The 25,224-nt window shown below is 60.1% G+C and carries 19 protein-coding genes; 10 read left to right on the top strand and 9 right to left on the bottom strand.

Annotation, left to right across the window (positions count from 1 at the left end):
- The first annotated feature begins 213 nt into the window (after nt 1-213).
- The 10 genes from Q1K07_RS12920 (at nt 214) to Q1K07_RS12875 (ending at nt 13,191) form a co-directional block, all read left to right on the top strand.
- Complete coding sequence (locus tag Q1K07_RS12920) at nt 214-1,809, top strand: aspartate aminotransferase family protein (RefSeq protein ID WP_300311434.1); 1,596 nt, start codon at nt 214-216, stop codon at nt 1,807-1,809.
- 126 nt (nt 1,810-1,935) lie between these two features.
- Entirely contained in the window at nt 1,936-3,264 is a 1,329-nt protein-coding gene (locus tag Q1K07_RS12915) for a SidA/IucD/PvdA family monooxygenase (protein ID WP_300311432.1), read from the top strand.
- Nucleotides 3,261-4,511: an MFS transporter gene (locus tag Q1K07_RS12910; RefSeq protein WP_300311430.1), complete on the top strand. Its 1,251-nt coding sequence runs from the start codon at nt 3,261-3,263 to the stop codon at nt 4,509-4,511. Before Q1K07_RS12915 ends, Q1K07_RS12910 begins: the two co-directional genes overlap by 4 nt.
- A gap of 2 nt (nt 4,512-4,513) precedes the next feature.
- Entirely contained in the window at nt 4,514-7,057 is a 2,544-nt protein-coding gene (locus tag Q1K07_RS12905; RefSeq protein WP_300311428.1) for a GNAT family N-acetyltransferase, read from the top strand.
- 180 nt (nt 7,058-7,237) lie between these two features.
- Complete coding sequence (locus tag Q1K07_RS12900) at nt 7,238-7,750, top strand: RNA polymerase sigma factor (protein WP_300311426.1); 513 nt, start codon at nt 7,238-7,240, stop codon at nt 7,748-7,750.
- A gap of 152 nt (nt 7,751-7,902) precedes the next feature.
- Nucleotides 7,903-9,357: a DHA2 family efflux MFS transporter permease subunit gene (locus tag Q1K07_RS12895; protein ID WP_300311424.1), complete on the top strand. Its 1,455-nt coding sequence runs from the start codon at nt 7,903-7,905 to the stop codon at nt 9,355-9,357.
- Between the two features lie 26 nt (nt 9,358-9,383).
- Nucleotides 9,384-10,442, top strand: coding sequence for an iron-siderophore ABC transporter substrate-binding protein (locus Q1K07_RS12890; protein ID WP_300311422.1), 1,059 nt, complete (start codon nt 9,384-9,386; stop codon nt 10,440-10,442).
- Nucleotides 10,429-11,433 (top strand): iron ABC transporter permease, encoded by a 1,005-nt coding sequence (locus tag Q1K07_RS12885; protein WP_300311420.1) that lies wholly within the window; start codon nt 10,429-10,431, stop codon nt 11,431-11,433. The genes Q1K07_RS12890 and Q1K07_RS12885 overlap by 14 nt, the downstream gene beginning before the upstream one ends.
- Nucleotides 11,430-12,515, top strand: a complete 1,086-nt coding sequence (locus Q1K07_RS12880; RefSeq protein ID WP_300311418.1) for an iron ABC transporter permease — start codon at nt 11,430-11,432, stop codon at nt 12,513-12,515. The genes Q1K07_RS12885 and Q1K07_RS12880 overlap by 4 nt, the downstream gene beginning before the upstream one ends.
- A gap of 10 nt (nt 12,516-12,525) precedes the next feature.
- Nucleotides 12,526-13,191 carry an RraA family protein gene (locus Q1K07_RS12875; RefSeq protein ID WP_300311416.1) on the top strand — a complete coding sequence of 222 codons (666 nt, stop codon included), beginning with the start codon at nt 12,526-12,528 and terminating at the stop codon, nt 13,189-13,191.
- A gap of 24 nt (nt 13,192-13,215) precedes the next feature.
- Here the strand turns inward: Q1K07_RS12875 and Q1K07_RS12870 are convergent, their stop codons facing one another.
- From Q1K07_RS12870 to Q1K07_RS12830, 9 genes are all read right to left on the bottom strand, one after another.
- A complete protein-coding gene (locus tag Q1K07_RS12870; protein WP_300311414.1) occupies nt 13,216-13,503 on the bottom strand; it encodes a type II toxin-antitoxin system RelE/ParE family toxin in 288 nt (95 codons plus the stop codon).
- A gap of 4 nt (nt 13,504-13,507) precedes the next feature.
- Nucleotides 13,508-13,798: a hypothetical protein gene (locus tag Q1K07_RS12865; protein ID WP_300311412.1), complete on the bottom strand. Its 291-nt coding sequence runs from the start codon at nt 13,796-13,798 to the stop codon at nt 13,508-13,510.
- Nucleotides 13,799-14,297: 499 nt separating this feature from the next.
- Nucleotides 14,298-15,578 (bottom strand): diaminobutyrate--2-oxoglutarate transaminase, encoded by a 1,281-nt coding sequence (gene ectB, locus Q1K07_RS12860; RefSeq protein WP_300311410.1) that lies wholly within the window; start codon nt 15,576-15,578, stop codon nt 14,298-14,300.
- A gap of 76 nt (nt 15,579-15,654) precedes the next feature.
- Nucleotides 15,655-17,661, bottom strand: a complete 2,007-nt coding sequence (locus tag Q1K07_RS12855; RefSeq protein ID WP_300311409.1) for an IucA/IucC family protein — start codon at nt 17,659-17,661, stop codon at nt 15,655-15,657.
- A 5-nt stretch (nt 17,662-17,666) separates the two neighbouring features.
- Nucleotides 17,667-18,440, bottom strand: a complete 774-nt coding sequence (locus Q1K07_RS12850) for an aldolase/citrate lyase family protein (protein WP_300311407.1) — start codon at nt 18,438-18,440, stop codon at nt 17,667-17,669.
- Nucleotides 18,434-20,404 carry an IucA/IucC family protein gene (locus Q1K07_RS12845; RefSeq protein WP_300311405.1) on the bottom strand — a complete coding sequence of 657 codons (1,971 nt, stop codon included), beginning with the start codon at nt 20,402-20,404 and terminating at the stop codon, nt 18,434-18,436. The genes Q1K07_RS12850 and Q1K07_RS12845 overlap by 7 nt, the downstream gene beginning before the upstream one ends.
- Before the next feature lie 49 nt (nt 20,405-20,453).
- Nucleotides 20,454-21,869 carry a type III PLP-dependent enzyme gene (locus tag Q1K07_RS12840; protein ID WP_300311404.1) on the bottom strand — a complete coding sequence of 472 codons (1,416 nt, stop codon included), beginning with the start codon at nt 21,867-21,869 and terminating at the stop codon, nt 20,454-20,456.
- Entirely contained in the window at nt 21,862-23,655 is a 1,794-nt protein-coding gene (locus Q1K07_RS12835) for an IucA/IucC family protein (RefSeq protein ID WP_300311402.1), read from the bottom strand. Before Q1K07_RS12835 ends, Q1K07_RS12840 begins: the two co-directional genes overlap by 8 nt.
- A 312-nt stretch (nt 23,656-23,967) precedes the next feature.
- Nucleotides 23,968-25,224: TonB-dependent receptor (locus Q1K07_RS12830; RefSeq protein WP_300311400.1), on the bottom strand; the 1,257-nt coding region annotated here is incomplete at its 5' end.

The raw sequence follows: 25,224 nt of genomic DNA, 5'->3' as shown, positions 1-25,224 counted from the left end.
CGCGGCTTCCCGCATCCCCCTCACCATACTTAGCCTTCTATCAATTCTGTGAACTTTCTGGTTCAGAAAGTCATCCTAGATACGTCTTATACGATGGATCTAAATCAATCGCATTTATATTTGCAGTGAATGATCGGTCCCGAGGCCCGCATTCGTCGCCAAAATGCGTAGGCCCCGTCTTGCTCCCCCGGCCAGACATGAGGACAACCAAGGATGACAGCCTGGATCGCCCCCGACCGGCAACATGCATCGCCGGAACATGATGTGTCACTGGATGCCACCCAGCTCTTTACCCTGCGTCATCGCGATGCCTACCGCGCGCAGGCACAACGCTGCATCGACCTGGTCCACCAGCATCTCGATGATGTCGAACGCCCCTTCAGCGGCGTCACCCCGGAAGAACTGCGCCCTTTGTTCCGCAGCCTCGACCTGGATGCTCCCCTGGGCCAGCTTGAACCTGCACTGCATGAACTCAAGCGTCTGTACCTGAACGACGCGGTCTACTTCCATCACCCTCGCTATGTCGCTCACTTGAACTGCCCGGTGGTGCTGCCCGGGGTGATTGCCGAGACCATCATCTCGTCGATCAATACGTCCCTGGATACCTGGGACCAGAGCGCCGGCGGTACGCTGATCGAACAGGCGCTGATCGACTGGACCGCCCAGCGCCTCGGCCTGGGTGAGAATGCCGATGGCGTGTTCACCAGCGGTGGCACTCAGTCCAACCTGATGGCCATGCTGATCGCCCGCGACCGCTTCTGCGTTGCCCATCCAGAAGGTGGTGATATCCAGCAGCAGGGCTTGCCGGGTTTCTCCTCTCGCCTGCGCATTCTGGCCTCGGGCATCAGTCATTTCAGCCTGAAGAAGGCAGCGGCATTGCTGGGGCTTGGCCACCAGGCGGTGATGCCGGTGGCCTGCGATGATCAGTTCCGCATGGACCCGCAGGCACTGCGCGAATGCCTGGAACAGTGTCAGCGAGATGACCTGCTGCCGATTGCCGTGGTCGCGACTGCTGGTACCACCGATTTCGGCAGCATCGACCCCATCGACGACATCGCCGCCCTGTGCCGGGCACATGGCATCTGGCTGCATGTCGATGCCGCCTATGGCGGTGGCCTGATGACATCGCGGCAGCATCGTCACCGCCTGCAAGGCATCGACCAGGCGGATTCAGTGACCATCGACTACCACAAGAGCTTCTTCCAGCCGGTCAGCTGCAGTGCCTTTATCGTCCGCCAGCGTCGAGACCTCGGCTATGTCACCTATCACGCCGACTATCTCAACCCCCGCGCTCAGGCCGAGGCCGGCACACCGGACCAGGTCAACAAGAGCCTGCAGACCACCAAGCGCTTCGATGCCCTGAAGCTGTGGCTGACCCTGCGCATCATGGGTGCCGATGCCATCGGCAACATGCTCGATCAGGTCATCGAGCTGACCGGCGAAGGGTACGAGCTGCTGCGCGAGCAGCCGGACATTGAAACACTGGTGGCGCCTTCGCTCAGCACCCTGGTGTTCCGCTTCCGCCCGCAGCATATGGCCCCCGACACCAATCTCGACGCCTTGCAGGACAACATCCGCGCCCGCCTGTCACGCAGTGGCGAAGCGCTGGTTGCCGCGACCCGGGTCCATGGCCAGCGCTACCTGAAGTTCACCCTGCTCAATCCCGACACCCACGCCGATGACCTGCGAGCGGTGATCAGTGCCATTCGCGAACACGGTTACGCCTGCCTTCAAGTGCCCCATGCCCCGCGCAGCGCAGCACGCGCCGGCGCAAGAACGGCGGATACGGCCATGGTCAGCCTGGGTTGAAAAAGACAGGTTGAAAAAGACAGGTTGAGAAAACACCGCCTGATAACAGACTCGCCAAGAAAGACCGCCAGATGCCTGCTCGCCAGCGACATCGCCCATCGCGATACAGAAAGGATGCAACACAAGATGACCTCTTCCGAAACCATCTACGACTTCATCGGCATCGGTCTGGGCCCGTTCAACCTGGGGCTGGCCTGCCTGACCGAGCCGCTCGATGACCTGAATGGCCTGTTCATCGATCAGGCCGACAGCTTTGACTGGCACCCGGGCATGCTGATTGAAGGTGCCCATCTGCAAACACCATTCATGGCCGACCTGGTCACCCTGGCCGACCCGACCAGCCGCTTCAGTGTGCTCAACTATCTCAAGCAGACAGGACGCCTGTACCCGTTCTATATCCGCGAGAACTTCTTCCTGCTGCGCGAAGAATACAACCGCTACTGCCAATGGGTGACGCAGCAGCTCGAGTGCCTGCGTTTTGGCGAGCGTGTCGAACGCGTGGAATGGGAAGCGGAGCATGAGCGCTATCGAGTCGACAGCCAGCGCCGTACCGATGGCAGCCAGATAACACGCTACGCTAAGCGACTGGTGCTCGGCACCGGCACTCAGCCGTGGATGCCGGAATGTACCCGCGATCTGGATCCGGCACCGGTGCACTCCTCGCGCTACCTGGAACAACGCGAAGCACTGAAGCAATGCGACAGTATCACCATTCTGGGCAGCGGCCAGAGTGCCGCCGAGATCTACCACGACCTGCTCGGTGAGATCGATCAGCACCAGTACCGGCTCGACTGGATCACCCGCTCGCCACGCTTCTTCCCGCTGGAATACAGCAAGCTGACGCTGGAGATGACCTCACCGGATTACATCGATTACTTCCATGCGCTGCCGGAAGAAAAGCGCGATGAGTTGCAGCAGTCCCAGAAAGGCCTGTACAAGGGCATCGACCTCGACCTGATCAATGCCATCTACGACCTGCGCTACACCAAGGAAGTCGCCGGTCCGCTGGACTCCACGCTGATCACCAACGCCAGCCTGGAATCCTGCCGCCATGTGGATGGCCATTACCTGCTCAACTTCCATCACTGTGAACAGCGGCGCGACTTCCAGCATCGTACTCAGGCGCTGGTGCTGGCCACCGGCTATCGCTACCGCCTGCCCGACTTCCTGGCCCCGATCACTTCACGCATCGCCTTCGACAACGCCGGGCGCTTCGAGGTGGGCCGCTTCTACGATATCGATGGCGGGCGTGGCGACCTGTTCGTGCAGAACGTCGGTATCCACAGCCACAGCCTGACCGCGCCGGATCTGGGCATGGGCGCCTATCGCAATGCCTGCATCATCCGCGCAATGACTGGACGCGAACCCTACAGCGTCGAGAGCAGCATCACGGCCCAGCGCTTTGGTGCGCCGCTTGAAACGCAGCTTGCACCGCAGGAGTCCGCTGCCGTATGAGCCCCAGCGCTGATCTCTCCAGCACGCTGTCGGGCCGTACGACACGCCATCAAATTGCCTTGATTGGCGTGACCGCTATCGCGGTGGTCAGTGATGCGGCGCTGCTGCCTTTCGCCCCCCAGGTGCTTGGGCAACGCTTCGGTGTGGAAAGCGATCTGCTGGTCGGCACCTTTCTGGCCTTGAGCACCCTGGTGGTATTGCTGGCACTTCCGCTATGGGCAAAGGTCGAGAAGCGCTGGGGTACGCTGCAACTGCTATTGGTCACGCAGACGGCCGCCTGCCTGCTGGGGTTGGCCTGCGCCGAGGTCAAATCGCTCACGACCTTCTGGTGGCTGGCGATGGCCATGTTCGTGGCCAAGGCCAGTTACCTGCTGGTCTACCCCTGGCTGATGCGCATGGCCAGCGATGAGCATCAAGCCAGCATCATCGGTGTGCTGGCGGTGGTCGTGCATATCGGCGGCATCGTCGGCGCCCTGGCCGGCGGATTGTTACTCGAAGCCTTCAGTGCCGCCGATATCTTCCGCCTGATGGCCGCGGGTGATGCCTTGCAGGTGCTGGTATGCGTATGGCTGCTGCGTCGTGGGTTGGCCTCCTTGAGCAGCACACCGGTCACGGCAACACCTGCAAGCCTGCCGCCGAGAAGCCGCGCCATGTGGCGACTGGGCATCATGATGCTGCTGTTCTATTTCAGCATCACCCTGCCTCGCCCCTTTCTCGCCCGTTACTGGATGGAACTGAGTGGTCAGCCCAGTGAGCTGCTCGCCGGGGTGGTATTCGCCATTCCAGCCATGTTGGCCGTGTTGCTGCTATGGCGCGACCACCGGTTCGGCAACAGCGGACACGCCATCGTTCGGCCTCTGTTGGTCGGCATTCTCGGCCTGCTGCTGGAAGCCCATGGCGATATCGCCATGCTGCTGATCGGCCGCGTGCTGTTTGGCTGGGCATTGTTCCGCCTTACGGTGCGCCTCGAAATGCGCATGTTCCGCCTCAGTCATCCCGACCGCTACGCCAGGGACTTCAGCCTGCTGCACCTGTTCCAGGGCGGTGGCGCCCTGCTGGCCGCTCTCGGTGCTGGCCTCGTTCAACAGCTTCTCGGCCCGGCCAGCCCTTTTCTTGTGGCTGCCCTGGGACTGTTGTGCTGCGCCTTGCTATGTCCCTGGCTGCTGGGCCCGCGCCAAGCCATCTCTTTCGATCCCGATGCTTCCTGTGATCGAACCGTCACGACCGATCAACTTGCAAGGAATTGACCATGTCTGTTTCTCAACCGAACCTGTATCAACCGTCTCTATATCAACCAACCCCGACCCTGCGTCCGGTCTTCCAGCGTCATGTTCCAGGTATCGGGCAGCTGGCGATCCGTCCGCTGGACGTAGACCAGGATATCGATCTAGTACATGCCTGGGTGAGTGCTCCCCGCGCCAGCTTCTGGGGCATGCAAGGCCACTCCACGCTCCAGGTCAGCGGCTTCTACCGCGACATGCAACACAGCGCCCACGCGCAGGGCTGGCTGGGCCTGTGCAATGGTCAGCCGGCGTTCCTGATCGAAATCTATGACCCACGCCACGACCCGCTCGGCGAACACTATGCCGTCGAGCCCGGCGACGTAGGCATGCACTTTCTGGTGGCCCCGGCGGAAACGCCTGTCTCCGGTTTCAGCCGTGCCGTCATCACCACCATCATGACGTTTCTGTTCGAATCTGCGGATACGCGTCGCGTGGTGGTGGAACCGGACGTCAACAATGCCGCCATTCACCCGCTCAACCAGCATGTAGGTTTCCGCTACCAGCACCAGATTCAACTGGCGGAGAAGACCGCCTGGCTGGGCATGGCCACCCGCAACGACCTGGCCAATGCCATTGCCTCACGCTCGCCCAGGTTGAGTGCCGATGCCCAGCTGCACATGACCGGCAGCACTGCACATCTGACACCCGAACGCTGGGCCGCCGCCAATCGCCACCTGGTACGCAAGGCCATCGCCGAATTCAGCCATGAACGTCTGCTTTCACCGGTTTCCCTGTCTGACGCCAATGCTGATCCTTCTGCCTCACAACCCTATCAACTACACAGCCCCGACCAGCGGGTCTGCTATCGCTTCACTGCCCGCCGCCTGGCGCTGGATCACTGGCTGATCGATGCCGACAGCCTCAGCTGTCAGGCCGATGGCCAGGAGCTGCCCATCGATGCCCAGCAGTTCATCAACGAATTCCGTCAGCCGCTGGGCATTCAGGTGCCGATGCTGCCGGTCTACCTCGAAGAAGTCTCGGCGACGCTGTTTGCCCTGGCCTACAAGCTGGATCCTCAGCGCCACGATGCGGATGCGCTGGTCGATGCCGAATTCCAGACCCTGGAAGCGGCCATGATCGAAGGTCATCCGGTGTTCGTGGCCAACAGCGGACGCATGGGCTTCGATGCCGTGGATTTCCACGCCTATGCCCCCGAGGCTGGCAGCGATGCTTCTCTGGTGTGGCTGGCCGTCCACAAGGATTGCGCCCACTTCAGCTGCAGTGCCGAGCTGGACTATCACCAGGTCATGGAAGAAGAACTGGGCCAGGCGCAAGTGCAGGATTTCCATGCCCGCATCGAGAGCCACGGATTGAAGGCCGATGACTATCTGCTGATGCCCGCGCACCCCTGGCAGTGGAGTCACAAGCTGGCCATCACCTTTGCCGCCGAAGTGGCCGAGCAGCGCATCCTGTGTCTGGGCCATGGGCTTGATGTCTATCGTCCGCAGCAGTCGATCCGTACCTGGTACAACATCAGCCAGCCTCAGCGCCGCTATGTGAAGACAGCGTTGTCGATCCTCAACATGGGCTTCATGCGTGGGCTGTCACCGCATTACATGCGGCATACGCCTGCCATCAACGACTGGGTGCATGCGCTGGTCGAGAATGACCCGGAGCTCAAGGCCCAGGGCTTCTGTGTGCTGCGCGAACAGGCCGCCATCGGCGTGCGCCGAGACGTCATCGAAGCCCACTTCGACAAGTACAGCGGCTACCGCAAGATGCTCTCTGCCCTGTGGCGCGAGAGCCCGGCCCGTTTCACCACCGGCGGACACCGCCTGACAACCATGGCGGCGCTATTGCATCAGGATCACCAGGGCCACGCGCTGCTGCCACGCCTGATCCGCGCCAGCGGGCTGTCTGCAGAGGCCTGGCTGGGCCGCTACCTGCGTGCCTATCTGCGTCCTCTGCTGCATTGCTTCTATGCCCACGACCTGGTGTTCATGCCCCATGGCGAGAACCTGATCCTGCAACTCAAGGACCATGTCCCGGTACGCGCGATCATGAAGGATATCGCCGAGGAAATCGGCCTGATGAATACCGAGGTCGAACTGCCGGAGGAAGTCGCACGCATTGCCGTGGAAGTGCCAGAGGAACTGAAGGTGCTGTCGCTGCTGACCGATGTGTTCGATTGCTTCCTGCGCTTCGTTGCCGCCATTCTGGTCGACGATGGCTGCATCGATGAATCGCGTTTCTGGCAGCAGGTCGCCCAATGCATCATCGATTACCAGCAGGACCATCCGCAGTTTGCCGACCAGTTCCAGCGCCACGACCTGTTTGCCCCGCGCTTTACTCTGTCCTGCCTCAATCGCCTGCAGCTGCGTGACCATCAGCAGATGATCGACCTGGCCGACCCGGCCGCCAACCTGCAGTTTGCCGGACAACTCGACAATCCGATCGCCGAGTTCCGACCTCAGCTGTCTCAACGATCATCTCAAGAACCATCTCAACAGCCATCTCAACGACCGTCTCAAGAACGGCCACAGCTCGAGGATGAAAGCGTGGCAGGGTGATCACGACAATCCAGCAGGCAACGGCCTTGCTGACAACAGTCCTTGTCACGACTTGCTGTATGACGACTTGCCACGGTGGCCTCAGGCCCCGTGGCCTCTTGCATTACTGAATCAGCGTTACTGAATCAGGTGTTGAACGAAAAGCTTCACTGCACCATGAAATCTCTACCGAGGAACAACATGCAGGCCCCACACGTCGAAGCCCTCTATCGCCAACATGCCGATGAGCTGCGCCAGTATATTGCGCGCCAGCTGGGCTGCCGCCAGTTGGCCGAAGACCTGTGTCAGGATGTCTTTGTGCGCCTGCAATCACAGCAGGGCCTGATTGCCATTCACGAGCCACGGGCCTGGCTGTACCGGGTGGCTCGCCACCTTGTCATCGACCATCGCCGCCGTGAAGGGGCACGCCCGGCCTGCATCGGCCTGGACGACCCTGCGCTATGCCTCGCCTGCCCGCGTGCCACGCCAGAACATGTCAGCGATGCCCGGCAAAGCCTGGAGCGTATTCGCTCATTGCTGATGCAACTGCCGGAGCATCTGCGCAATGCCTTGCTGTGGCATCGCATCGATGGTCTCGCCCAACGGGTCATCGGCCAGCGCCTCGGCGTCTCGGAAAGCATGGCGGGGCGCTATATCCGCCAGGCAGAGGAAAGCCTGCTTGCTCGACACGCCATCACAGGTGCCAACGGTTGATGCATCGCGACCAAAGCGTCACTCCCATTAGTTGATAATGCTTTGCATTAACTTTTGCGATATGCCATCCTTCCGCGTCCAGAAACGTTGTGATCGAAAATGCGCAACGCCCACGACATCCCAGCACAGGCCAAGGCGGAAGACGAGTGACCATGTCCCAGGTGAAGATGCACAGCAGTCGAGTATTGATCAGCGTACTGCTGGGCACCTTCACCGTCAGCCTGAACAACAGTGCGCTGAACCTGGCCGTGGCGGAACTGATGAACACCTTTCAGGCGAGTGCCGTGCTGGTCAGCTGGGTGGTGACGCTGTTTCTGATCAGCATGGGCATGACCATGCCCATGACCGGTTATCTCGCCGACCGCTTTGGCAAGAAACGTATCTACCTGCTGGGCCTGTGGCTGTTCCTTGCCGGTTCGCTGGCAGGTGCTGCCGCCCAGGGCCTGGGTGGCATCATTGTGGCGCGAGGTATCCAGGGTATTGCCGCAGGCCTGATGATCCCGCTTTCCCTGTCGTTGATCTTTGCCGCCTACCCCAGCGACCAGCGCGGCAAGGCCAGTGGCATCTGGGGCTTTGCGGTCATGCTGGCACCCGCCATTGGGCCTACAGTCGGAGGCCTGCTGCTGGAAGTCACTCAATGGCGTGCCCTGTTCCTGATGAACGTGCCCTTCGCTCTGGCCGGGCTGGTCTCCGCCCATCTTTACCTGTCTAGCGAAGCTCCCAATCGACAAAGGCGCTTCGACTTCTACGGTTTGTTCTTCGTCACTCTGGGCATGGGCGGTGTGCTGTTTGCCCTGGGCAGCATGCGCACCCTGGACGACCTGTTATCACTTGATCACCTTATCCCCCTCGCATTGGGCAGCGTTGCGCTTGCTGTCTTCGTGTGGGTGGAAAAGCGTGTCGCACACCCGCTGCTCAATCTGGGGCTATTCTCGGTTCAACGTTATCGTGCCAGCGTCATCATCGCCTGCATTCAGGCCGTGGTGACCTTCGGCTGTATCCTGCTCATACCGCTATGGATGCAACATGCCCAGGGCTACGGTGCACTGGCTACCGGTCTGATCTTCCTGCCCACCGCCATCGCCGCAGCCTGCTGCTCGCCCTATGCCGGTAGCTTGATCGATCGCTATTCACCCCGCTGGGTCATCACCGCGGGCCTGGTGGTTACCACCGCTAGCCTGGCAGGCATGGGCATGCTCGAGATAGCCGCGCCGTTGTGGGTGGCTGGCGTACTGATGGCCTTGCGTGGCATTGGCCAGGGTTTTGCTTACCTGCCTTCGACCACAGTTGGCCTCAATGACTTGCCCAACGACGCCGTGGCACAGGGTTCGGCGATGAACAATATTTCCCGTCGCCTGCTGTCATCGGTCGGGATCGTGGCCTTGTCGTTGTATTATGAGCTGCGCGTTTCACATCAGCTGGCGTTGGGTGTGCCGATGGCCGAAGCCAGTGCCCGGACATCGAGCGAGGCCTTCCTGGTGCTGGCCCTCATCACTTGCCTGGCCATTCCCCTGGCACTGTCCCTGCGCAGCCGTCGTGATCAACAAGAACGTGACCAACAAGAAGATGGTGAGCTGTTGTTAAGTGAGCATCGAAGCAAGCCTTGATGAGTCGCTACGAGTTAGGAAAGACGATGGTTCAACAACGGATGCGCCAAGTGCTGGGGAAGTCGACACTCGCCAGGCAGGCACTGGCAGGGCTGGTGCTCGCGGGGTTAATTCTCTCAGAACTGGCCCTGCCAGGGCTCGCCCTATCCGCGACGGCGGATGATGCACGAACGAGTGACGTGCGAACGATAGTGAATGACTTCGGGGAAACTCGTATCGAAGGCACTCCCCAGCGTGTCATTACCCTCTATCAAGGGGCCACTGATACTGCTGTGGCATTGGGCATCACTCCGGTCGGCGTGGTCGATTCCTGGTTGGAAAAGCCTATGTACCGCTATCTGCGCCCGGCCCTGAAGGATGTCGAGCACGTCGGCCTGGAAACCCAGCCCAACCTGGAAAAGATCGCCTGGTTGAATCCTGACCTGATCATCGCCACTCGCTTCCGTCATGCCCAGGTAAAGCCGTTGCTCGACAAGATGGCGCCCACCGTGGCCCAGCGCAGCGTGTTCGACTTCAAGGGTTCTCTGGCTCTGATGGGAGAAGCCACCGGCCGGGAGCAGCAAGCTACGGCACTGTTGCAGGACTGGGAAAACAGAATTGCAGACTTCCGCAGCAAGATTGCCGCCAAGCTTGGCGATGAGTGGCCGCAAAAGGCCGCTGTGGTGCGCTTCAAGAGTGACCATGCGCGGGTCTACAGCACCGGTTTCGCCGGTTCCATTCTTGACGAGATTGGCTTTCTCCAGCCGGAAGCGTTTCAGGACCAGGGCTGGGGCATGAAGCTGACCAGCATGGAAAACATTCCGGTGATGAACGCCGATGTGCTGTTTATCCTCATGGACGAGTCAGATCCTGCCATTCAGGCCAACTATCGCCGCTGGTCATCCCATCCGCTGTGGCAGCAGTTGGATGCGGTTCAGCACGGGCGTGTCTACCAGCCGGACCCCGTCACCTGGCTGATGGGCGGCGGTATTCTCGCCGCTAACGCCGTGCTGGATGATCTCTACGCGCTCTATGACCTTGAGAGCGGTCGAGAGAATGACCTGGAAAAGGAATCAACAAGAGGAGTCGTCGGTGCTGACCACTAGACTGGCAAAATTCACGGGACTGGCCTGTGGTCTGTTGTTTGCCCTCATCGCTTTTGTCGCCAGTGTGGCTTTCGGACACACGGCGATCAGCACCACCAATCTGGTCGATGCCGTGCTGCACTATGATCCCACCAACATCGACCAGATCATCGTGCGCAGCGAACGCTTGCCGCGTGCCATGATCGCCGCCATTGTCGGTGCCAGCCTGGCCGTTGCCGGAGCGCTGATGCAGACCATGACACGCAATCCGCTGGCCTCTCCCGGCATCCTCGGCATCAATGCCGGCGCCATGTTCTTCGTGGTGGTCTCTGTCACGCTACTGCCGCTGCATTCGCCCTCTCAATATGTGTGGGCTGCGTTGTTCGGTGCCTGTATCGCCGCCGCTGTGGTTTACCTGCTCGGCCGTGGCCGCCATGGCGAGCTGTCACCGCTACGTGTGGTGCTGGCCGGAGTTGCAGTCACCGCGCTGTTTGTATCATTCAGCCAGGGGTTGTTGATCATCGACCAGGAAGGCTTCGAGAGCGTGCTGTTCTGGCTGGCCGGATCCGTGTCGGGGCGCGAACTGGACATGCTCACTCCGTTGCTGCCGCTGTTTCTCAGCGCAGCCGTGCTCTGCCTGGTGCTGATGCGGCATGCCAATGCCTTGCTGCTGGGTGATGATGTGGTCAAGGGTCTGGGCCTGAGCGCCAATGTCATCAAGCTGCTGCTCGGTCTCGTGGTCATTCTGCTTGCCGGCAGTTCGGTGGCACTGGCCGGCATGATCGGTTTCGTCGGCCTGATTGTGCCGCATATGGCCCGAGGTCTGTTTGGCGTGGACCACCGCTGGATGCTGCCTGGTTGCATGCTGCTTGGTGCCGGCCTGCTGCTGTTTGCGGATGTCGTGGCACGTTTCGTGATCCCCCCTCAGGAAATTCCCGTCGGCGTCATGACCGCTCTGCTCGGTACCCCCTTCTTCATCTACATCGCCCGCAGGAGGCTCCAGGCAGCATGAGCCAAGAGCACATCAGCCAAAAACACATGAACCAGACACTGAACATGTGCGGTAGTGGCAGAATTAGTGGCAGAAACAGCTACCCTGCGCAACATGCCAAACGGCGCGCCCAGTGCATCCTTCTCAGTCTGGGTGCCTTGTTGCTGGCCAGTGCCTGGCTGTCGCTGAGCCTCGGCAGTTACCCTACCCACCCTCTCAAGGTACTTGAGGCGCTGGTTGCCCCTGCCACCAGCGATATCGGTTTCATCATCTGGGAACTGCGCCTGCCGCGTATCGTGCTGGCCATCCTGGTCGGTGCCGCCCTGGCCAGTGCCGGAGCCATTCTGCAGGGCATCGTACGCAATCCACTGGCGTCACCGGATGTGATCGGTATCACCGGTGGTGCTTCGGTCGCGGCGGTACTGTTTCTGGTCTCGCTCAGCACCACGCTGAGCATGCTGTGGCTGCCCGTTGCCGCCATTCTCGGGGCCTTTGCGGCAGCGCTGGTGGTATTCGCCCTGGCCTGGAGAAAGGGCATGACGCCGACACGTCTGGTGCTGGTCGGGGTGGGCATTTCCGCCGCCATGGGGGCAGTGACCACGCTGCTGATCGTGCTCAGCGACGATACCCTGGCCATGAATGCCTATGTGTGGCTGACCGGCAGTATCTACGCGGCCCAGTGGGGGGACATACAGGGCCTGCTGCCTTGGCTGGTTCTCTTCATCCCCCTCGCCCTGCTCCACTCCCGGCATATGGATACGCTCAGCCTGGGCGACGACACCGCCACCGGTCTGGGCGTCAATGTCACTAGAAGCCGCCTGTTGCTGATGATCTGCAGCGTGGCCTTGGCAGGCTCCGCCGTGGCCTTCGCCGGCGGCCTGAGTTTCGTTGGCCTGGTCGCCCCGCATATCGCTCGCCGCCTGATCGGTCGGGGCTTCGCCCTGCTGCTGCCGGTATCGGCACTGGTCGGAGGCCTGATCGTGCTGTATGCCGATTTGCTGGGTCGGGTGGCCTTCCTGCCGCGTGACCTGCCTGCCGGGATTTTCGTCTCCGGTATCGGCGCGCCGTTTTTCGTCTACCTGCTGTACCGGATTCGCCAATAGGACGTTGCCGATGTCACACGAACCGTCATGCCATGTTCCGTCGTTTCATATTCGACCACGCGAAGAAAAGATACCTGCGGAGCTGGTGCAGCGCTTCAGGGATATTGCCACGTCCACGCTGGGCCACTTCACCGACTTCGGGGCCATCACTTCTCTGCAGCCGATCCGGCGTCCGATCCGCATGCTCGGCACCGCCCTGACGGTGAGAATTCCGCATATCGACGGCAGCATCATTCGCCAGGCCTTGCTGATGGCGTGTCCCGGGGATGTGCTGGTCATCGACATGTCCGGCGACGAACGGCGGGCCTGCTGGGGAGAACTGCGTGCCTATGCCGCGCTACGCAAGGGCCTGGCGGGTGTGGTGACATCCGGAGCCATCACCGATTGGCACCATCTGTCACGCCTGGAACTTCCCGTATATTCACGCGGCACCAGCCCGCTGACCACCCGCGCACTGGAGCTCGAAGGCGAGATCAACGTTCCAGTCGCCATCGATGGCGTCAGCATCAATCCCGGCGATCTGGTATTGGGGGATGATGACGGCATCTTCGTCGTACCCCCGCACCGCGCTGCCACCCTGCTGGAACAAGCCATCGCCAAGCAGGCCCAGGAAGACCACCGCCGCCAGGAGCTGGCCGAAACCTATCCGCATTGGTTTGCCAGCGATACGCCGTGAGAATGTCGTCACTACATGTCGTCACTACACCCGCCGTTGAGCCGTCCTGTAAACCTCTTCTTCTCGACGCGCTCCGACGGCAATGATCAATACCTCAATGGCACCACCGTTCACTCGGTAAACAATGCGAGTGTTGCCTGTACGAATCCTTCGACAGCCTGACAATGTTCCGCGCAGTGGCTTGCCGATCTTGTCCGGCTCTCCGTCGCGAATTCGCTCCTCGATAACATCAAGGATACGGTTTGCGGCGGGTGTACCTAGTCGCTTCAGATCCAACTGAACATCCGGGTGATAGATGACGTTCCATGCCATCTAGTTACTCCTCTTTGCCGAAGAGCGCCCGCATATCATCGTGGCTAATCGCCTGTTCACTCTCGTATGTGGCCAGCCGGTCTCGGGACACCGCCTCGATGCGCAGATCCTCAAGCTCATCGATCATGTCCTGATATGCCTGTACGTTCATCAACACCGCTGCAGGCTGGTTATCCTTGAAGATCACCAGCCTGTCGGTCATCCGTGTAGAGACCTCTTTCAGTTTTGCACTGAAGCTACGTGCCATGGCAGTGGCGGACACAGCGTCTTCGGGGCGATCCAGCAAGCTGGCCATAAAGCTCTCCTGATGCCTATCTTTAGGCAAACTTTCTTTATGCGCACTTTTAAATGCATTTTTAAACGCACATTTATACGTAGAATTATACGCACCGACATTCAAGACTATCAAGGAACGTTAACCTTGGTCATCTATATCGCGGCCAGTAAAAATGCATCCAAGAGATCAAAAAAATCCCCGGGAGTGCTGCACTCCCGGGGATTCCTTCTTTGGGGAAACCGCTATCTCAGGAAACGCTGAATAAATCAGCCGAGCGGGATGAAGGCTATGTTCGTTCCCGACGAACAATCGCACTTCCCACATCCATGTGGGTCGCACTAGGCGCACGGAGCGCAACAACCGCAGCCTATAGGGTATAGGTGAGGATTGTGAGCACCGCGCACCAATTCGCCGGGAGCGAATTGGAACATTCTTCGGATGGCCCGAAGGGTAGCCGCCAGGGATGGCGGCTATAGCCCAGTGATTCGCACGCACAGGCATTTATGCAGTGTTTCCCTCAAGCCGCCGAGTGCAATGCCACGCTGCACTTGATACTGGCTTCCAGAATCGCCAATCCCGCCAGCAGATCCTCATCGCTGATCGTCAACGGACACAGACACTTCACTACCTGCCCGGCATGGCCGCTGGTCTCGATGACCAGTCCCTGGCGGAAGGCTTCGCTGGTGATGCGATCGGCCAGCTTTCCGTCTGCGACATCGAGCCCGCGCATCAGGCCACGTCCGCGCTCGGATGCAGCAATGCCCTGTCCCTTCAGCCAGGCGGCCATGTGCTGCATGTGTTCGGCTACCCGCTCACCCTTGCGCTGCACCTCCTGCTCCAGCGTGTCGTCGCGCCAGAAGGTCCTCAGCGCTGCTGTCGCGGTCACCATGGCCAGGCCAAAACCGCGGAAGGTACCGTTGTATTGCCCGGGCTTCCACTTGTCGAGTTCCGGGCGCATCAGCACTTGGGAAAACGGCAGGCCAAGGCCGGACAGGGATTTCGAGTTGGTGACGATATCCGGGGTGATAGCGGCATGTTCAAAGCTGAAGAACTTGCCGGTCCGACCACAGCCGGCCTGGATATCATCGACGATCAGCAGGATACCGTGCTGGCGGCACAGACGTTCCAGACCCTGTAGCCAGGCAACGCTGGCGACATTGATGCCGCCCTCGCCCTGCACCGTTTCCACGATCACTGCCGCGGGCAGGTCCAGGCCACTGGAGGCGTCGCTCAACAACTTGGCGAAATAGCCCAGCGTATCGCCGCCATCCCCCAGATAACCATCGAAGGGCATGAAGCTGGTGCCCTGCAGTGGAATGCCGCCCGTGGCCTCGCGGAACTTGCGGTTGCCGGTACAGGCCAGCGCGCCCATGGTGACACCGTGGAAACCGTTGGTGAAGGACACGATGTGATGACGCCCCGTGGCCAGGCGGGCCAGGCGAATCGCCGCTTCCACGGCATTGGCACCGGTTGGCCCTGGCAGGTGAACCTTGTACTCCAGCTTCCGCGGCTTGAGGACGGTCTCTTCCAGCGTCTCAAGGTAATCGCGCTTGGCCCGTGTCCACATGTCCAGGCCATGCACGATGCCATCACCGGCGAGATATTCCAGCAGCGCCTGTTTCAGCGCCGGGTGATTGTGCCCGTAATTGAGCGTGCCAGCCCCGGCGAGAAAGTCGATGTACTCATGGCTCTGTTCATCCGTCAGCCTCGCCCCCTTTGCCGCGGTGAACACTGTCGGGAATGAGCGCGAATAGGTGCGAACCTCAGACTCCATCTTGTCGAAGATTGCGGTCTGCATTTAGGTATATCTCCGATAATAGGCACCCCAGAGAACCAAGGTGCCTCTCACTCGTCAGCGGTTGATAAAGCCCGGCTTATGCCACGCTCTCCTGGGCTTCACGCTCCAGTCGGTTGCTTTCCAGTGCCTCGCTTTCCTTGGCCACGTTTTCTTCGACATCGATCTTCCGATCATGAGAAGCCGCACATCCGGCCTGGCGGAAGGGGTTGGTAGTTTCGCCCTTGCCGAACGGCATGCTGCCGGGGCCGCCGGCGCGCTCGATGATCGGAGCGATCAGCAACTTGTAGGGCCAGTTGGGAGCATTGAGCAGCTTTTCACGCAGCATGACACGATCTTCATCCTCGAACGGGATGGCTTCGATCTGCGTGTCGATGGCCTGTGCCATCACCTGCCACAGCGATGCAGCGTCGACCTCATAATGCCCCGCCAGGGTATCGATGATGGCGCGCAGGTTGACCTGGATCGCCAGGGTCTGCAGCCAGAACAGCAAAGCCTCGAGATCATCGTGATATAGCGTGTTGGCGTGGCCCTTCTTGATCCGGTAGCACGGGTCCTGCATACCATGCTGTTCAAGGCGGGATACGGCGATACGCAGGGAGTCGTGGTCACGCAGCAACAGGCCATCGCAACGGCCGTCCTTCCACACCAGCACGGCGTTCTGGCCATGCACTTCGGCCAGCATGCCAAGGCGGAACATGCGCAGGTTGATATCGAAGAAGCACTCGCACAGCTCGCCAAACAGCGCACTTACCGTCTGCGCGTTGATCTCTTCACCACGCTGCGCCAGCCAGTCGTCGAAGAAGTGGTGACCACCTTCCGGTAGCGGTGTGCCCAGTGCCGCCATCGGGATCAAGCGATACGAAGGATTATCCAGCAGCGCCTGGGGATAGCTGCGCACCATGGCCGACAGGTGACGCGGTGCTTCGTCGAACAGCGTCGCCTCGGGCGGCATGTAGGCCCACCACTTGCCTTCGTCGCACAGGTAGAGCCCTTCGACCAGATGCTCATCCTTGGCTCTGGCCTGATGCAGCAGGCGAGCGCTGAGATCGCCATTGAGCATCTTGACCGCCGGCAGGTAGCGCGATGCCCCCAGGGAATAGATCGCCATCGGCAGCTTCAGATAGTGAGCGGAACCGTCCATCGGCGCCATGGAGCGCAGCGAAGAGGTCGGCAGCCAGCGCTCATCGCTCACTTCCAGTGTCACGCAGTGGCCCGCCTCGAAGTCTTCTGCCAGCCACTTGGGCAAGGCATGCTGGTGCTGCCAGGGATGCACGGGAATGGCCACATGGCTATCGGCCAGGCCGTGTTTGTTCAGTTCCGCATCCAGAGCGTTGCGCAGTGCTTCATCTGCCACCCAGGCGCTGGGGCCCTGATCGCCTTCGCCAACACCGGCACCGCACAGCATCCGCTCTCTGGGAATCGCCACCCAACGCAGGCCGACAGGCTGAGCAAACTCGGCCATGTAAGCGCGGTATTCCTGCTCGTCCATGCCTTCCTTGGCCTTGGCCGTGGGATGATAGGGACGATCCAGCAGCGAGGCCCACTGCTCCATGATGGCGAAGAATTCCGCCGGGGAACGCTCCAGCAGCTGTTGCGTATCCACTCGGTGGTTCACGGAAGAAGCGGTCTGCCATTCACTGACGGCAAGCGCATCGAGGAACACTTGCTGGCCCGCGGTCAGCTCGTTCGTGTCGATGGTGTCATCCAGTGCGTTCATGCCTTGGTACACGGCACGCATCAGGTGCTGAGGCGTCAGCGCTTCCCAGGTAGCCTCTTGACCCTGCTGGCGTTGCTGAAGAACACGGCTGCCCGGTACCTTTTCCCAGGCCTGGGTAATCCCCGGACGCAGCAGCATGACCAGCGCCAATCCGGCTTCAGCGTCATAATGCCAGCGCCACAGGCGCTGTGCTGGATCAGATGTCAGCAGTAAGTATTCCGGCAGTTGGCCAATCAGCGCTTTGGCTTCTGCCGCTGTGCGCCACTCGATGTCGACCTTGTCGAAGAAGCCCTCGGCCAGCAGTCCATCCACCAGCGCCTGCTGGATCTGGGTTGCGGCATATTGCGGTGCGTTGCTTGCACTCATCTGTATCACTCCTGATGTTCCTTGGCGCTCGCTAGCGCACGTTGTAAGGCGCGAAATGCAATGCCTCGCTCATCACCGAGCATGAAGGCATGCACACCTTTCTCCCGCCATGCGGCCTGGGCTTGTGGATGACGGAGAAAGGCGCAATAGGGAATGGCGTGGCGCTGTGCGCCACGCTGTGTTGTTTCAAGGGCTTGCATGACACTCGGATGCTGGGTGTCCCAGGTCACGCCAAGTGACTGGGACAGGTCCGCAGCGCCTTCCAGTATCAGATCCAGCCCTGGCACAGCGGCGATGGCATCGATGTTGTCGACGCCAGCACGGCTCTCGATCATGGCCACCAGCATGATGTCGTCATTGGCGCGGGCGACATAATCCTTGAGCGGAAACTTGCCGAAGGATCCCGGGCGTCCGGCATTCAGGCTGCGTTGGCCAAGCGGTGCATACTTTGCTGCGGCCACTACCTGGGCCAGAGTTTCGGCATCTTCCACCTGGGGCACCACAATGCCCTGTGCACCGGCATCCAGCAGGCGCAGGACCACCTTGGCATCGCCGTCGGCCACGCGCACCAGCGGGGTCAGCTCATAGCTTTCGGCGGTGCGGATCATGTGTTCGATGGTTTCCGGGTTGATCAGCACATGCTCGGTATCGATGATCACGAAGTCGAAACCGGCTTCGGCGATCAGCTCGATGGAAGCAGCCACCGGCAAGGACGCCATCACCCCATACACTTCCTGCCCGTCCGCCAGCGCACGTTTGAGTCGATTGGGTCTCAGCATGTGGCCGTCTCTTCTGATGCATGGGCGACAGGCAAATCCTGAGGCCGGAACGGGGCCAGCGGGTTGGGTACGATCTTGATCTGGGCTTCGGCATCACCGAACAGACGCCGCTTGGTCAACGCTTCCACTTCGTAGGTCGGCGCGAACACGTCGAACAGCGCGAAGCGCTCGCGATGCTGCGGGTTGGTGTTCTGGTAATCGATGATGACCTTGGCGGCCATGGCCCAGAATTCGTTTTCAGCAAGATCAAAGTAACGACGCAGGAAGATCGCCATTTCTCCCAGCGCGATGAAGAAGAAGGCATCGCAGGAGAAATCACGTACCGCATTGACATCATCGGTGATGATGAAAGAGTTGCGGTTCAGCGCCGCATGACTCGCCGGCACCGGTTCCAGCTCAGGGGCCAGCTGCGGGCGAGCCAGATGCGCCGGGCTATAGCGAATGCCATCGTGGAAATCCTTGAGCGCAATCCGCTGCGGCCAGCCATCGCGATGGATGACCACGATATTCTGGCCGTGGGACTCCATGCCCATGCCTTCGGCATAGAGCATATGGATGATCGGCACAATGGTGACGTTGAGCAGTTGCTGCGTCCACGCCTTGAGACCGTGCTGCTCGATCCATCGGCCAATGAACGGCACGCTGGGCGTACCTTCGGCGTCCTTCTCATGCTGGCTGAGGCCATTGAACGGCACCGCCTGCTCGCCATCCTGCAGATAGCTGGCAACATTCTCGCGCCAGATGGCGCCCAAGGTGCCGTACACCTTGGGATAACGTGCAGCCGGGAAGGCCCGCTCATCCAGCGCCGCACCAGCCACCTCGCCGAGGATCACGAAGCCGGCACGGCGTGCGGTCTCGTCACTGGCAATCAGGCGCTGCAGCCACTGGGTGACGATGGGGCCATTGGTCACGGTATGCCGGGCCAGAATCCGCGTGCTGGAGGTGTTGGTGATGCTCATCGCCAGCTTCAGATAGGCCTTGCTGCTGTCTTGCGGGGCAAGAGTACGGATCGACTGCTGGGCGGTGAAGACCACATCGCCCTCGCCCAGGCATGCCACTTCCCCACTTGCCAGTTCAGCATGCAGCGCCTGGACCGTGCTGTTCTGCCACTGCCAGGGATGTACGGGAAGCAGAACGACGTCTTCCCGCGCCAGCTGACGGCGTTGCAGATACTCCGCCAAGCGCGCCAGCACGTCCTCGCCAGCCTGAGCTGCCACGAACGCCTGCGCGTCGAGCCTTTCTACCGCCGAAAAATGCGCATACTGCTTGGGCACTGCCAACCACAGCACGCGGATATCGGCACCAAACTCCGGCCCGTAGCGACGGTTGTCATCCAGCGAAAAACCGAGACGCGACTTGTAGCACGGGTGGTAGCTGTGCGCGTCGGTGAAATACTGCTCCAGGGCATCGGCATCCAGTTGCTGTGGAGCCTTCAGCGAATGAGGAGCCTTCAGCGCATGGTGAGCCTTCAGCGCATGAGAAAAAGCCTTGTCGAATGCCGTGTACTCCGCGGCGGACTGCAGGTCCTTGACCAGGGTCTGTTCCAGTTCCTCGACAAAGCCTGGCTGCATGGCCTGGTCGCCCAGTGCCGTCTTGAGATCAGCCAGAAAAGTGTGCAGATCCGGCTGTTCAGGCTCGTGCTGGACTGACATGCGCAGAAGAGAAGAATGATCCAAGCGAACCAGCTCGAAGCTGTCGCACAACCAGCCATGTACTTCGTAATTCACCGCGCCCAGTTCGACCAGAAAACGGCCATTTCCAGACCTGACATCGCGGGCCTCGCCGTTACCAGGCTCGGAGCTATCGGCGATGAGAGAATGGGGGACAAAACGGTAGCTCAGTACGTCTTCGTACAGCAGTGTCTGTAACAGCTGACCGATGACGCGCTGCTGGATGCGTGCATAGTGGCGCCACTGGGAAAACGCGATGAACGGCAGTGGCGTACATGATGGATGGGATGACATACATAACCTTCTTGATGAATGCGCTTGATGAATACGCGTGGTGAATGCGTTAGACGCAGGTGGCCAATGAACTCTGAGCTTCGGCTGGCGCGTGATCTGATTCAGGCTCCTGCACGAAAACCTGTGCAGGACGCGGATGACACAGAAAATCCGCGTGGGAAATGTTGTAGCCATAGGCCCCCGCCAACGGCAGCACCAGCAAGTCGCCGACCTTAACGCCTTGCATGCGCTGACCTCGGCTGAGCACATCCTTGGGCGTGCACAGCTGCCCCACCACGGTCCAGTCCTGTTCCTGGCCCCGTAGTGATGGCAGCGATGATGGCTCTGACAATGGCCCTGCCGATGACACGGGAGATAGCGCTGAGCGAGGCAGGTGAATCACGGGGTGATCATGGCTTTGTGCCGCTGGCAAACGGAACTGATGGGTGCCACCCCGGCAGACCAGGAAATGCTCGCCATGGCTGGTCTTCTGATCCAGCACCTCGATCACGTAGTAGCCACAGAAGGCACTGATGAAGCGGCCAATCTCGAAGCGCAGGCGCGGAGGGTTATCGATCTGCGCCAGCGCTTCTTCAATTCCCTGGCACAACAACGGCCAGTCGAACTGTTCACTGTTTTCGTGGGCCTGGCTGGCATCGCTGATCTGGCCGGCACTATTGATTTGGCTAGCAGCATTGATGTGATAATTCACCCCGATGCCACCGCCCACATTGAGTTGGGTGAGCGACTCGGGACGGCTGGCCAGAGCCCGCCACTGCGGCCAGCGCGACAGGTAGAAGGCAATCAGCTCACGATGGCGTGTGACATCCTTCTGGTGCGACATGGCATGAATATGGAAGCCGACAAGCTCAAGATGGCTGGCCACTTCCACAGCACGTACTGCTTCGCCCAGGTCACTCTCATCGATACCGAAAGGTGTCGGTGCCCCTGCCATCTTCAGACGGCTGCCGAAGGTTTCCGGTAATGATGGGTTGATGCGCAGCAGCACTTTCTGCGTCTTTTCAGGCTGTCCCTGCCCTTTTCCAGCCTCCGCCGCATGCTTGGCAATCCGTTGAAGGCGATCGATCTCATTGAGGCTTTCGACATGAAAGGCTTCGATGCCACCGGCGATGGCCTGTTCCATGTCCGAGTCGAGTTTTCCCGGCCCGGACAGCACCCAGGGCTTGGCCTGGGAACAGCCCAGTGCACGGGCGATTTCACCACCGGACGACAACTCGAAACCATCGACAATAGGGGCAAGGGTTTCCAGAATCGGCGCTTCGCTGTTGGCCTTGATCGCGTAGAACAGCTCCACTCCCTGGGGTAATGCGGCCTTGAGCCCACGGGCATGTTCAGCCAGTGCCGGCAGATCATAGAAGAACGCCGCCAAGGGATCGCGATGCTGTGCACGCTCTTGAAAACATTGCTGCTTGATGGCCGCAACAATGCTCTTGGGAATGCGCTCGGGCAAGGTTCCCTTATGCATAGATGGCCTCCTGGCTCTTTTCCTTGCACCACGGGCTGGGCAGGTGCACATATTGAGCCTGACGGTCCGCCTGGGCCGACAGGCGCAGCTTGAAGTTGGTCTTGCATGGCAGGGCTTCGCCGGCAATCAGGGCATCCAGTTCTGGCGTTTCCACCGCCAGCACCTCGCGTACCCGCTTGAGCTCGGCAAAGACCTGCGTCCAGAGCTGTTCGCCCAGCTCGGGACGCTGCCAGCTCAGTGCCAGAATGGCTTCTGAAAGGTGATTGATGAACAGGCAGTAGGCGATGCGCTGCCAGCCCTTCTCGCGGCTGTAGATCATCGACTCACGCACTCGGGAAGGCAGGTTGCACTCTCCCGCGAGCCAGTCGACGCCCTTGTCATCGGTGAGCTTGACGCCTTCGAAGTCGCGCAGCAGTATCCGTTGCGGACGGCCATCCTGATGCACCAGAACGCAGTTCTGCAGATGAGGTTCCATGACGATGCCATGACGGAAGAACAGCGCCAGCACCGGCTGGATCAGGCCGTGCAGATAGCCATCGAACCAGGCAGCCAGCGTATCTTCACTCGGTAGTTCTGACGTTTCAGAGCTCTCTCCTGCGACAAAGGCAGGCGCCAATGGCACCAGGCCAGTGTCACGGGCGAACAGCGTGCCTGCCATCAGGCAGTTCTCGGCACCTTCCTGGCGACAGAAGTTCTCGCGCAGGATGATCCCGGTCTGTTCACGGAACCACAGTTGGGTATCGTCATCTGCCCAGGCAGGCGCCCAATGCAGTGTTGCCGGCTCATGAGACACACACAGTGCCGCCAGGGCAGGATCACGTTGCTCCATCAACTGGTGCATGATGCGGTCGATGACCAGGGTACTTTCGAGCTCGTACCAGGCATTCTTGCGCACGCAGTTGGTAATGCGCACGTTCAGGGAACCCTTGATGAAGAAAGGATGGTCCGCGATGTACCAGGTACGCATCGACGCCGTCGGCGTCGCGGCAAAGCCGGTCTCCCCCAGGTCGCGCAATACGCCATCACGCAGCAGCGTCACGACTCGTGGATCCTGCTTGAACAGCGCTGCCTGCACGGGATGCATGCTGATCACTGCACGATCCGTACTCGCGGCATGACGCTGATCGGCCACACAGGCCAGTACCGCGTCTGAGCCGATACGATTGGCATTGATCTGCAGGCCGTCCCGCGGTACCTCGAACTGATACAAGCATCCGCCGGGGCGGAACTCCGGGCCATAACGATGAGCATCGAGTTCGGGGGGCCACTGTCGGGCCTTGGGCGAGGGATGGTTGGGATGGCCGAACCACAGCCCATGCTCGCTGCCGGGGTAGTCCTGCAACGGAGACTGGCTGTCGCCGGCATGCTGCACGATATCGTGCATGACATCTCGGCTCTGGCAGATCTGGTCCAGCAGTTCGGCGTTGCTGCCGCCATCCTCAAAGTGCTGGCAAGCTTTCACCAGTGCGCCAGCAAATGCCGCGAACTCCGGCACCTGCCAGGTTGCATTCGCTGTATCACGCAGATACAGATCCGACAGATAGTACTGACTGCCCAGGGTGGACTTCCTGTCGACCAGCACGAACAGGGAAAGCCCATTGGGCCATTCGATCAACAAAGGGATTCCATGACTCAACTCTGGAAGCCCTTCCTGGTTGGCAGGCCACTGATAGCTCAGCAGTCCTCCCGGGATGGCCAATTCCTTGACCGTGCAGTTGAGCAGAGCATGCCAGGATGCCTGTCGACTGACCTCGCATGGTGTACGAGGATTCAGGTGCTGACTCATATGGTCTCCGCAAATATGACGTTGTTACGCTCGATATTTGCTAGCCACACGGTAATTTACTGTTTTTATAAAGGCTTCTTGTGAGCCCTGATATACCGAGGAAACCTGAAAGAGAGCCGCCAAGGTAATGCTTCTCTCGCCAGGGCATACGGCAATATTTCCTTTGCGGGCTGCCATCCTGTCCTGAATGACAGCCTGCAAAAGACTTGCTATGACGTCTTGTTTCTTACCACTTGTTCATGACGACTTGCTGACAGATTTCCAGCCGATATCCAGGCCCTCGCCGGGGCAAGGGCCTGGAGGATCAATGGATCAGAAATCCACGCTGTACCCGACGGTCACGGTGCGTCCACGCCCCGCGAAGTAGCGCTCGTCATCGACCAGAGCACTCTGCGAGTAGTAGGTGATGTACTGCTCGTCGAACAGGTTGGCGACGCCAACATTGACCTGACCGACAGGCAGCTTGTAGCCCATGGCGGCATCGACCAGCAGGTAGCCATCGAACTCACGCTCTTCTTCATCGAAACTCTTGTCGAAGGCATAGTTGGCCTGGACGAAGGAGCTGATCTTTGGCGTCCAGTTGGCCGACCAACTGGCGATCAGACGGTCCGGAGCAACGTTGAGACCATTCAACTTGGCATCCAGAGTGCCGTTGTCGTTGGAATCATAGCGCCCTTCCATATGCGAATAGGCAAGGCGAGTCTTGTGCGCATCGTTGAAGCGGTAATCCACTGAGGCTTCAACGCCCTTGATCTCGTTTTCCTCGCGACGCAGAACGAAGGCATCATTCTCGCGGTCCACTCGGCCACCAAAGTCAGAGGACGACTCATAGTAGCTCAGCTCGGCACCCAGCCTGTCACCCTGGTAACGTACGCCGGTCTCGATGTTGTCCGTGACGATCGGCTGCAGATTCTTGAAGTCATCCACGGATTGCCCCGGCTCATTGATGCTGCGCAGGGCACGGCCCACATCCGGAATCGAGAAGCCTTCGGAATAGTTGGCAAACAGGCTCCAGTTATCGATTGGTGACCACACTGCGCCGAAGTTGTAGAGCGTTTCATCAAAGCTCGGCGATCCGCCTTCCACATCGACTCCACCACGACCATAGACGGTCTGATAGTCATCGACCTCGATCTTGGCGTACTCATAACGCACGCCTGCCGACAAGGTCAGGGAATCGATGGGTTTGAGTTCGAACTGGAGGAACGGCGACAGATCGGTGTAATCGGACTGGGGCACATAGGTGCGGTCCGTCTGATACAGGTACTGCTTGGTCTCATCGACCAGGGTGTCGAAGCCAGCAGTGACTTTCAGGCGGTCGTCCCACAGGTCGCCCCTGGTCAAGGACAGCTTGGTGCCGTACTTGGTCGTGGTGGCATTGGTCTGATCGTAGAGCGTGCCGACAGGTGCGATCGATGGATCCTGGAAGGACTTGGAGTTAGTCGCACCGAACAGCGACTCATAATCCTGGTAGAAGGCCAGGAAATTCATCTCCCAACCCGCCAGGTCATAATTGTCGTAGGTCAGGCCAGTGGTCCACACCTCGTTGTATGGCGCGGCGCCTTCCGG

Source organism: Halomonas sp., from assembly GCF_029263665.1.
GTDB lineage: Bacteria > Pseudomonadota > Gammaproteobacteria > Pseudomonadales > Halomonadaceae > Halomonas.
Note: the sequence above shows the minus strand (reverse complement) of the source record. Positions and strands in the feature narration are given on the sequence as shown.

Excerpts from the sequence above, each read along its gene's own strand:
- Q1K07_RS12920 (WP_300311434.1), top strand. The coding sequence starts at position 214 with ATGACAGCCTGGATCGCCCCCGACCGGCAACATGCATCGCCGGAACAT.
- Q1K07_RS12915 (WP_300311432.1), top strand. The coding sequence starts at position 1,936 with ATGACCTCTTCCGAAACCATCTACGACTTCATCGGCATCGGTCTGGGC.
- Q1K07_RS12910 (WP_300311430.1), top strand. The coding sequence starts at position 3,261 with ATGAGCCCCAGCGCTGATCTCTCCAGCACGCTGTCGGGCCGTACGACA.
- Q1K07_RS12905 (WP_300311428.1), top strand. The coding sequence starts at position 4,514 with ATGTCTGTTTCTCAACCGAACCTGTATCAACCGTCTCTATATCAACCA.
- Q1K07_RS12900 (WP_300311426.1), top strand. The coding sequence starts at position 7,238 with ATGCAGGCCCCACACGTCGAAGCCCTCTATCGCCAACATGCCGATGAG.
- Q1K07_RS12895 (WP_300311424.1), top strand. The coding sequence starts at position 7,903 with ATGTCCCAGGTGAAGATGCACAGCAGTCGAGTATTGATCAGCGTACTG.
- Q1K07_RS12890 (WP_300311422.1), top strand. The coding sequence starts at position 9,384 with ATGGTTCAACAACGGATGCGCCAAGTGCTGGGGAAGTCGACACTCGCC.
- Q1K07_RS12880 (WP_300311418.1), top strand. The coding sequence starts at position 11,430 with ATGAGCCAAGAGCACATCAGCCAAAAACACATGAACCAGACACTGAAC.
- Q1K07_RS12875 (WP_300311416.1), top strand. The coding sequence starts at position 12,526 with ATGTCACACGAACCGTCATGCCATGTTCCGTCGTTTCATATTCGACCA.
- Q1K07_RS12870 (WP_300311414.1), bottom strand. The coding sequence starts at position 13,503 with ATGGCATGGAACGTCATCTATCACCCGGATGTTCAGTTGGATCTGAAG.
- Q1K07_RS12865 (WP_300311412.1), bottom strand. The coding sequence starts at position 13,798 with ATGGCCAGCTTGCTGGATCGCCCCGAAGACGCTGTGTCCGCCACTGCC.
- ectB (WP_300311410.1), bottom strand. The coding sequence starts at position 15,578 with ATGCAGACCGCAATCTTCGACAAGATGGAGTCTGAGGTTCGCACCTAT.
- Q1K07_RS12855 (WP_300311409.1), bottom strand. The coding sequence starts at position 17,661 with ATGAGTGCAAGCAACGCACCGCAATATGCCGCAACCCAGATCCAGCAG.
- Q1K07_RS12850 (WP_300311407.1), bottom strand. The coding sequence starts at position 18,440 with ATGCTGAGACCCAATCGACTCAAACGTGCGCTGGCGGACGGGCAGGAA.
- Q1K07_RS12845 (WP_300311405.1), bottom strand. The coding sequence starts at position 20,404 with ATGTCATCCCATCCATCATGTACGCCACTGCCGTTCATCGCGTTTTCC.
- Q1K07_RS12840 (WP_300311404.1), bottom strand. The coding sequence starts at position 21,869 with ATGCATAAGGGAACCTTGCCCGAGCGCATTCCCAAGAGCATTGTTGCG.
- Q1K07_RS12835 (WP_300311402.1), bottom strand. The coding sequence starts at position 23,655 with ATGAGTCAGCACCTGAATCCTCGTACACCATGCGAGGTCAGTCGACAG.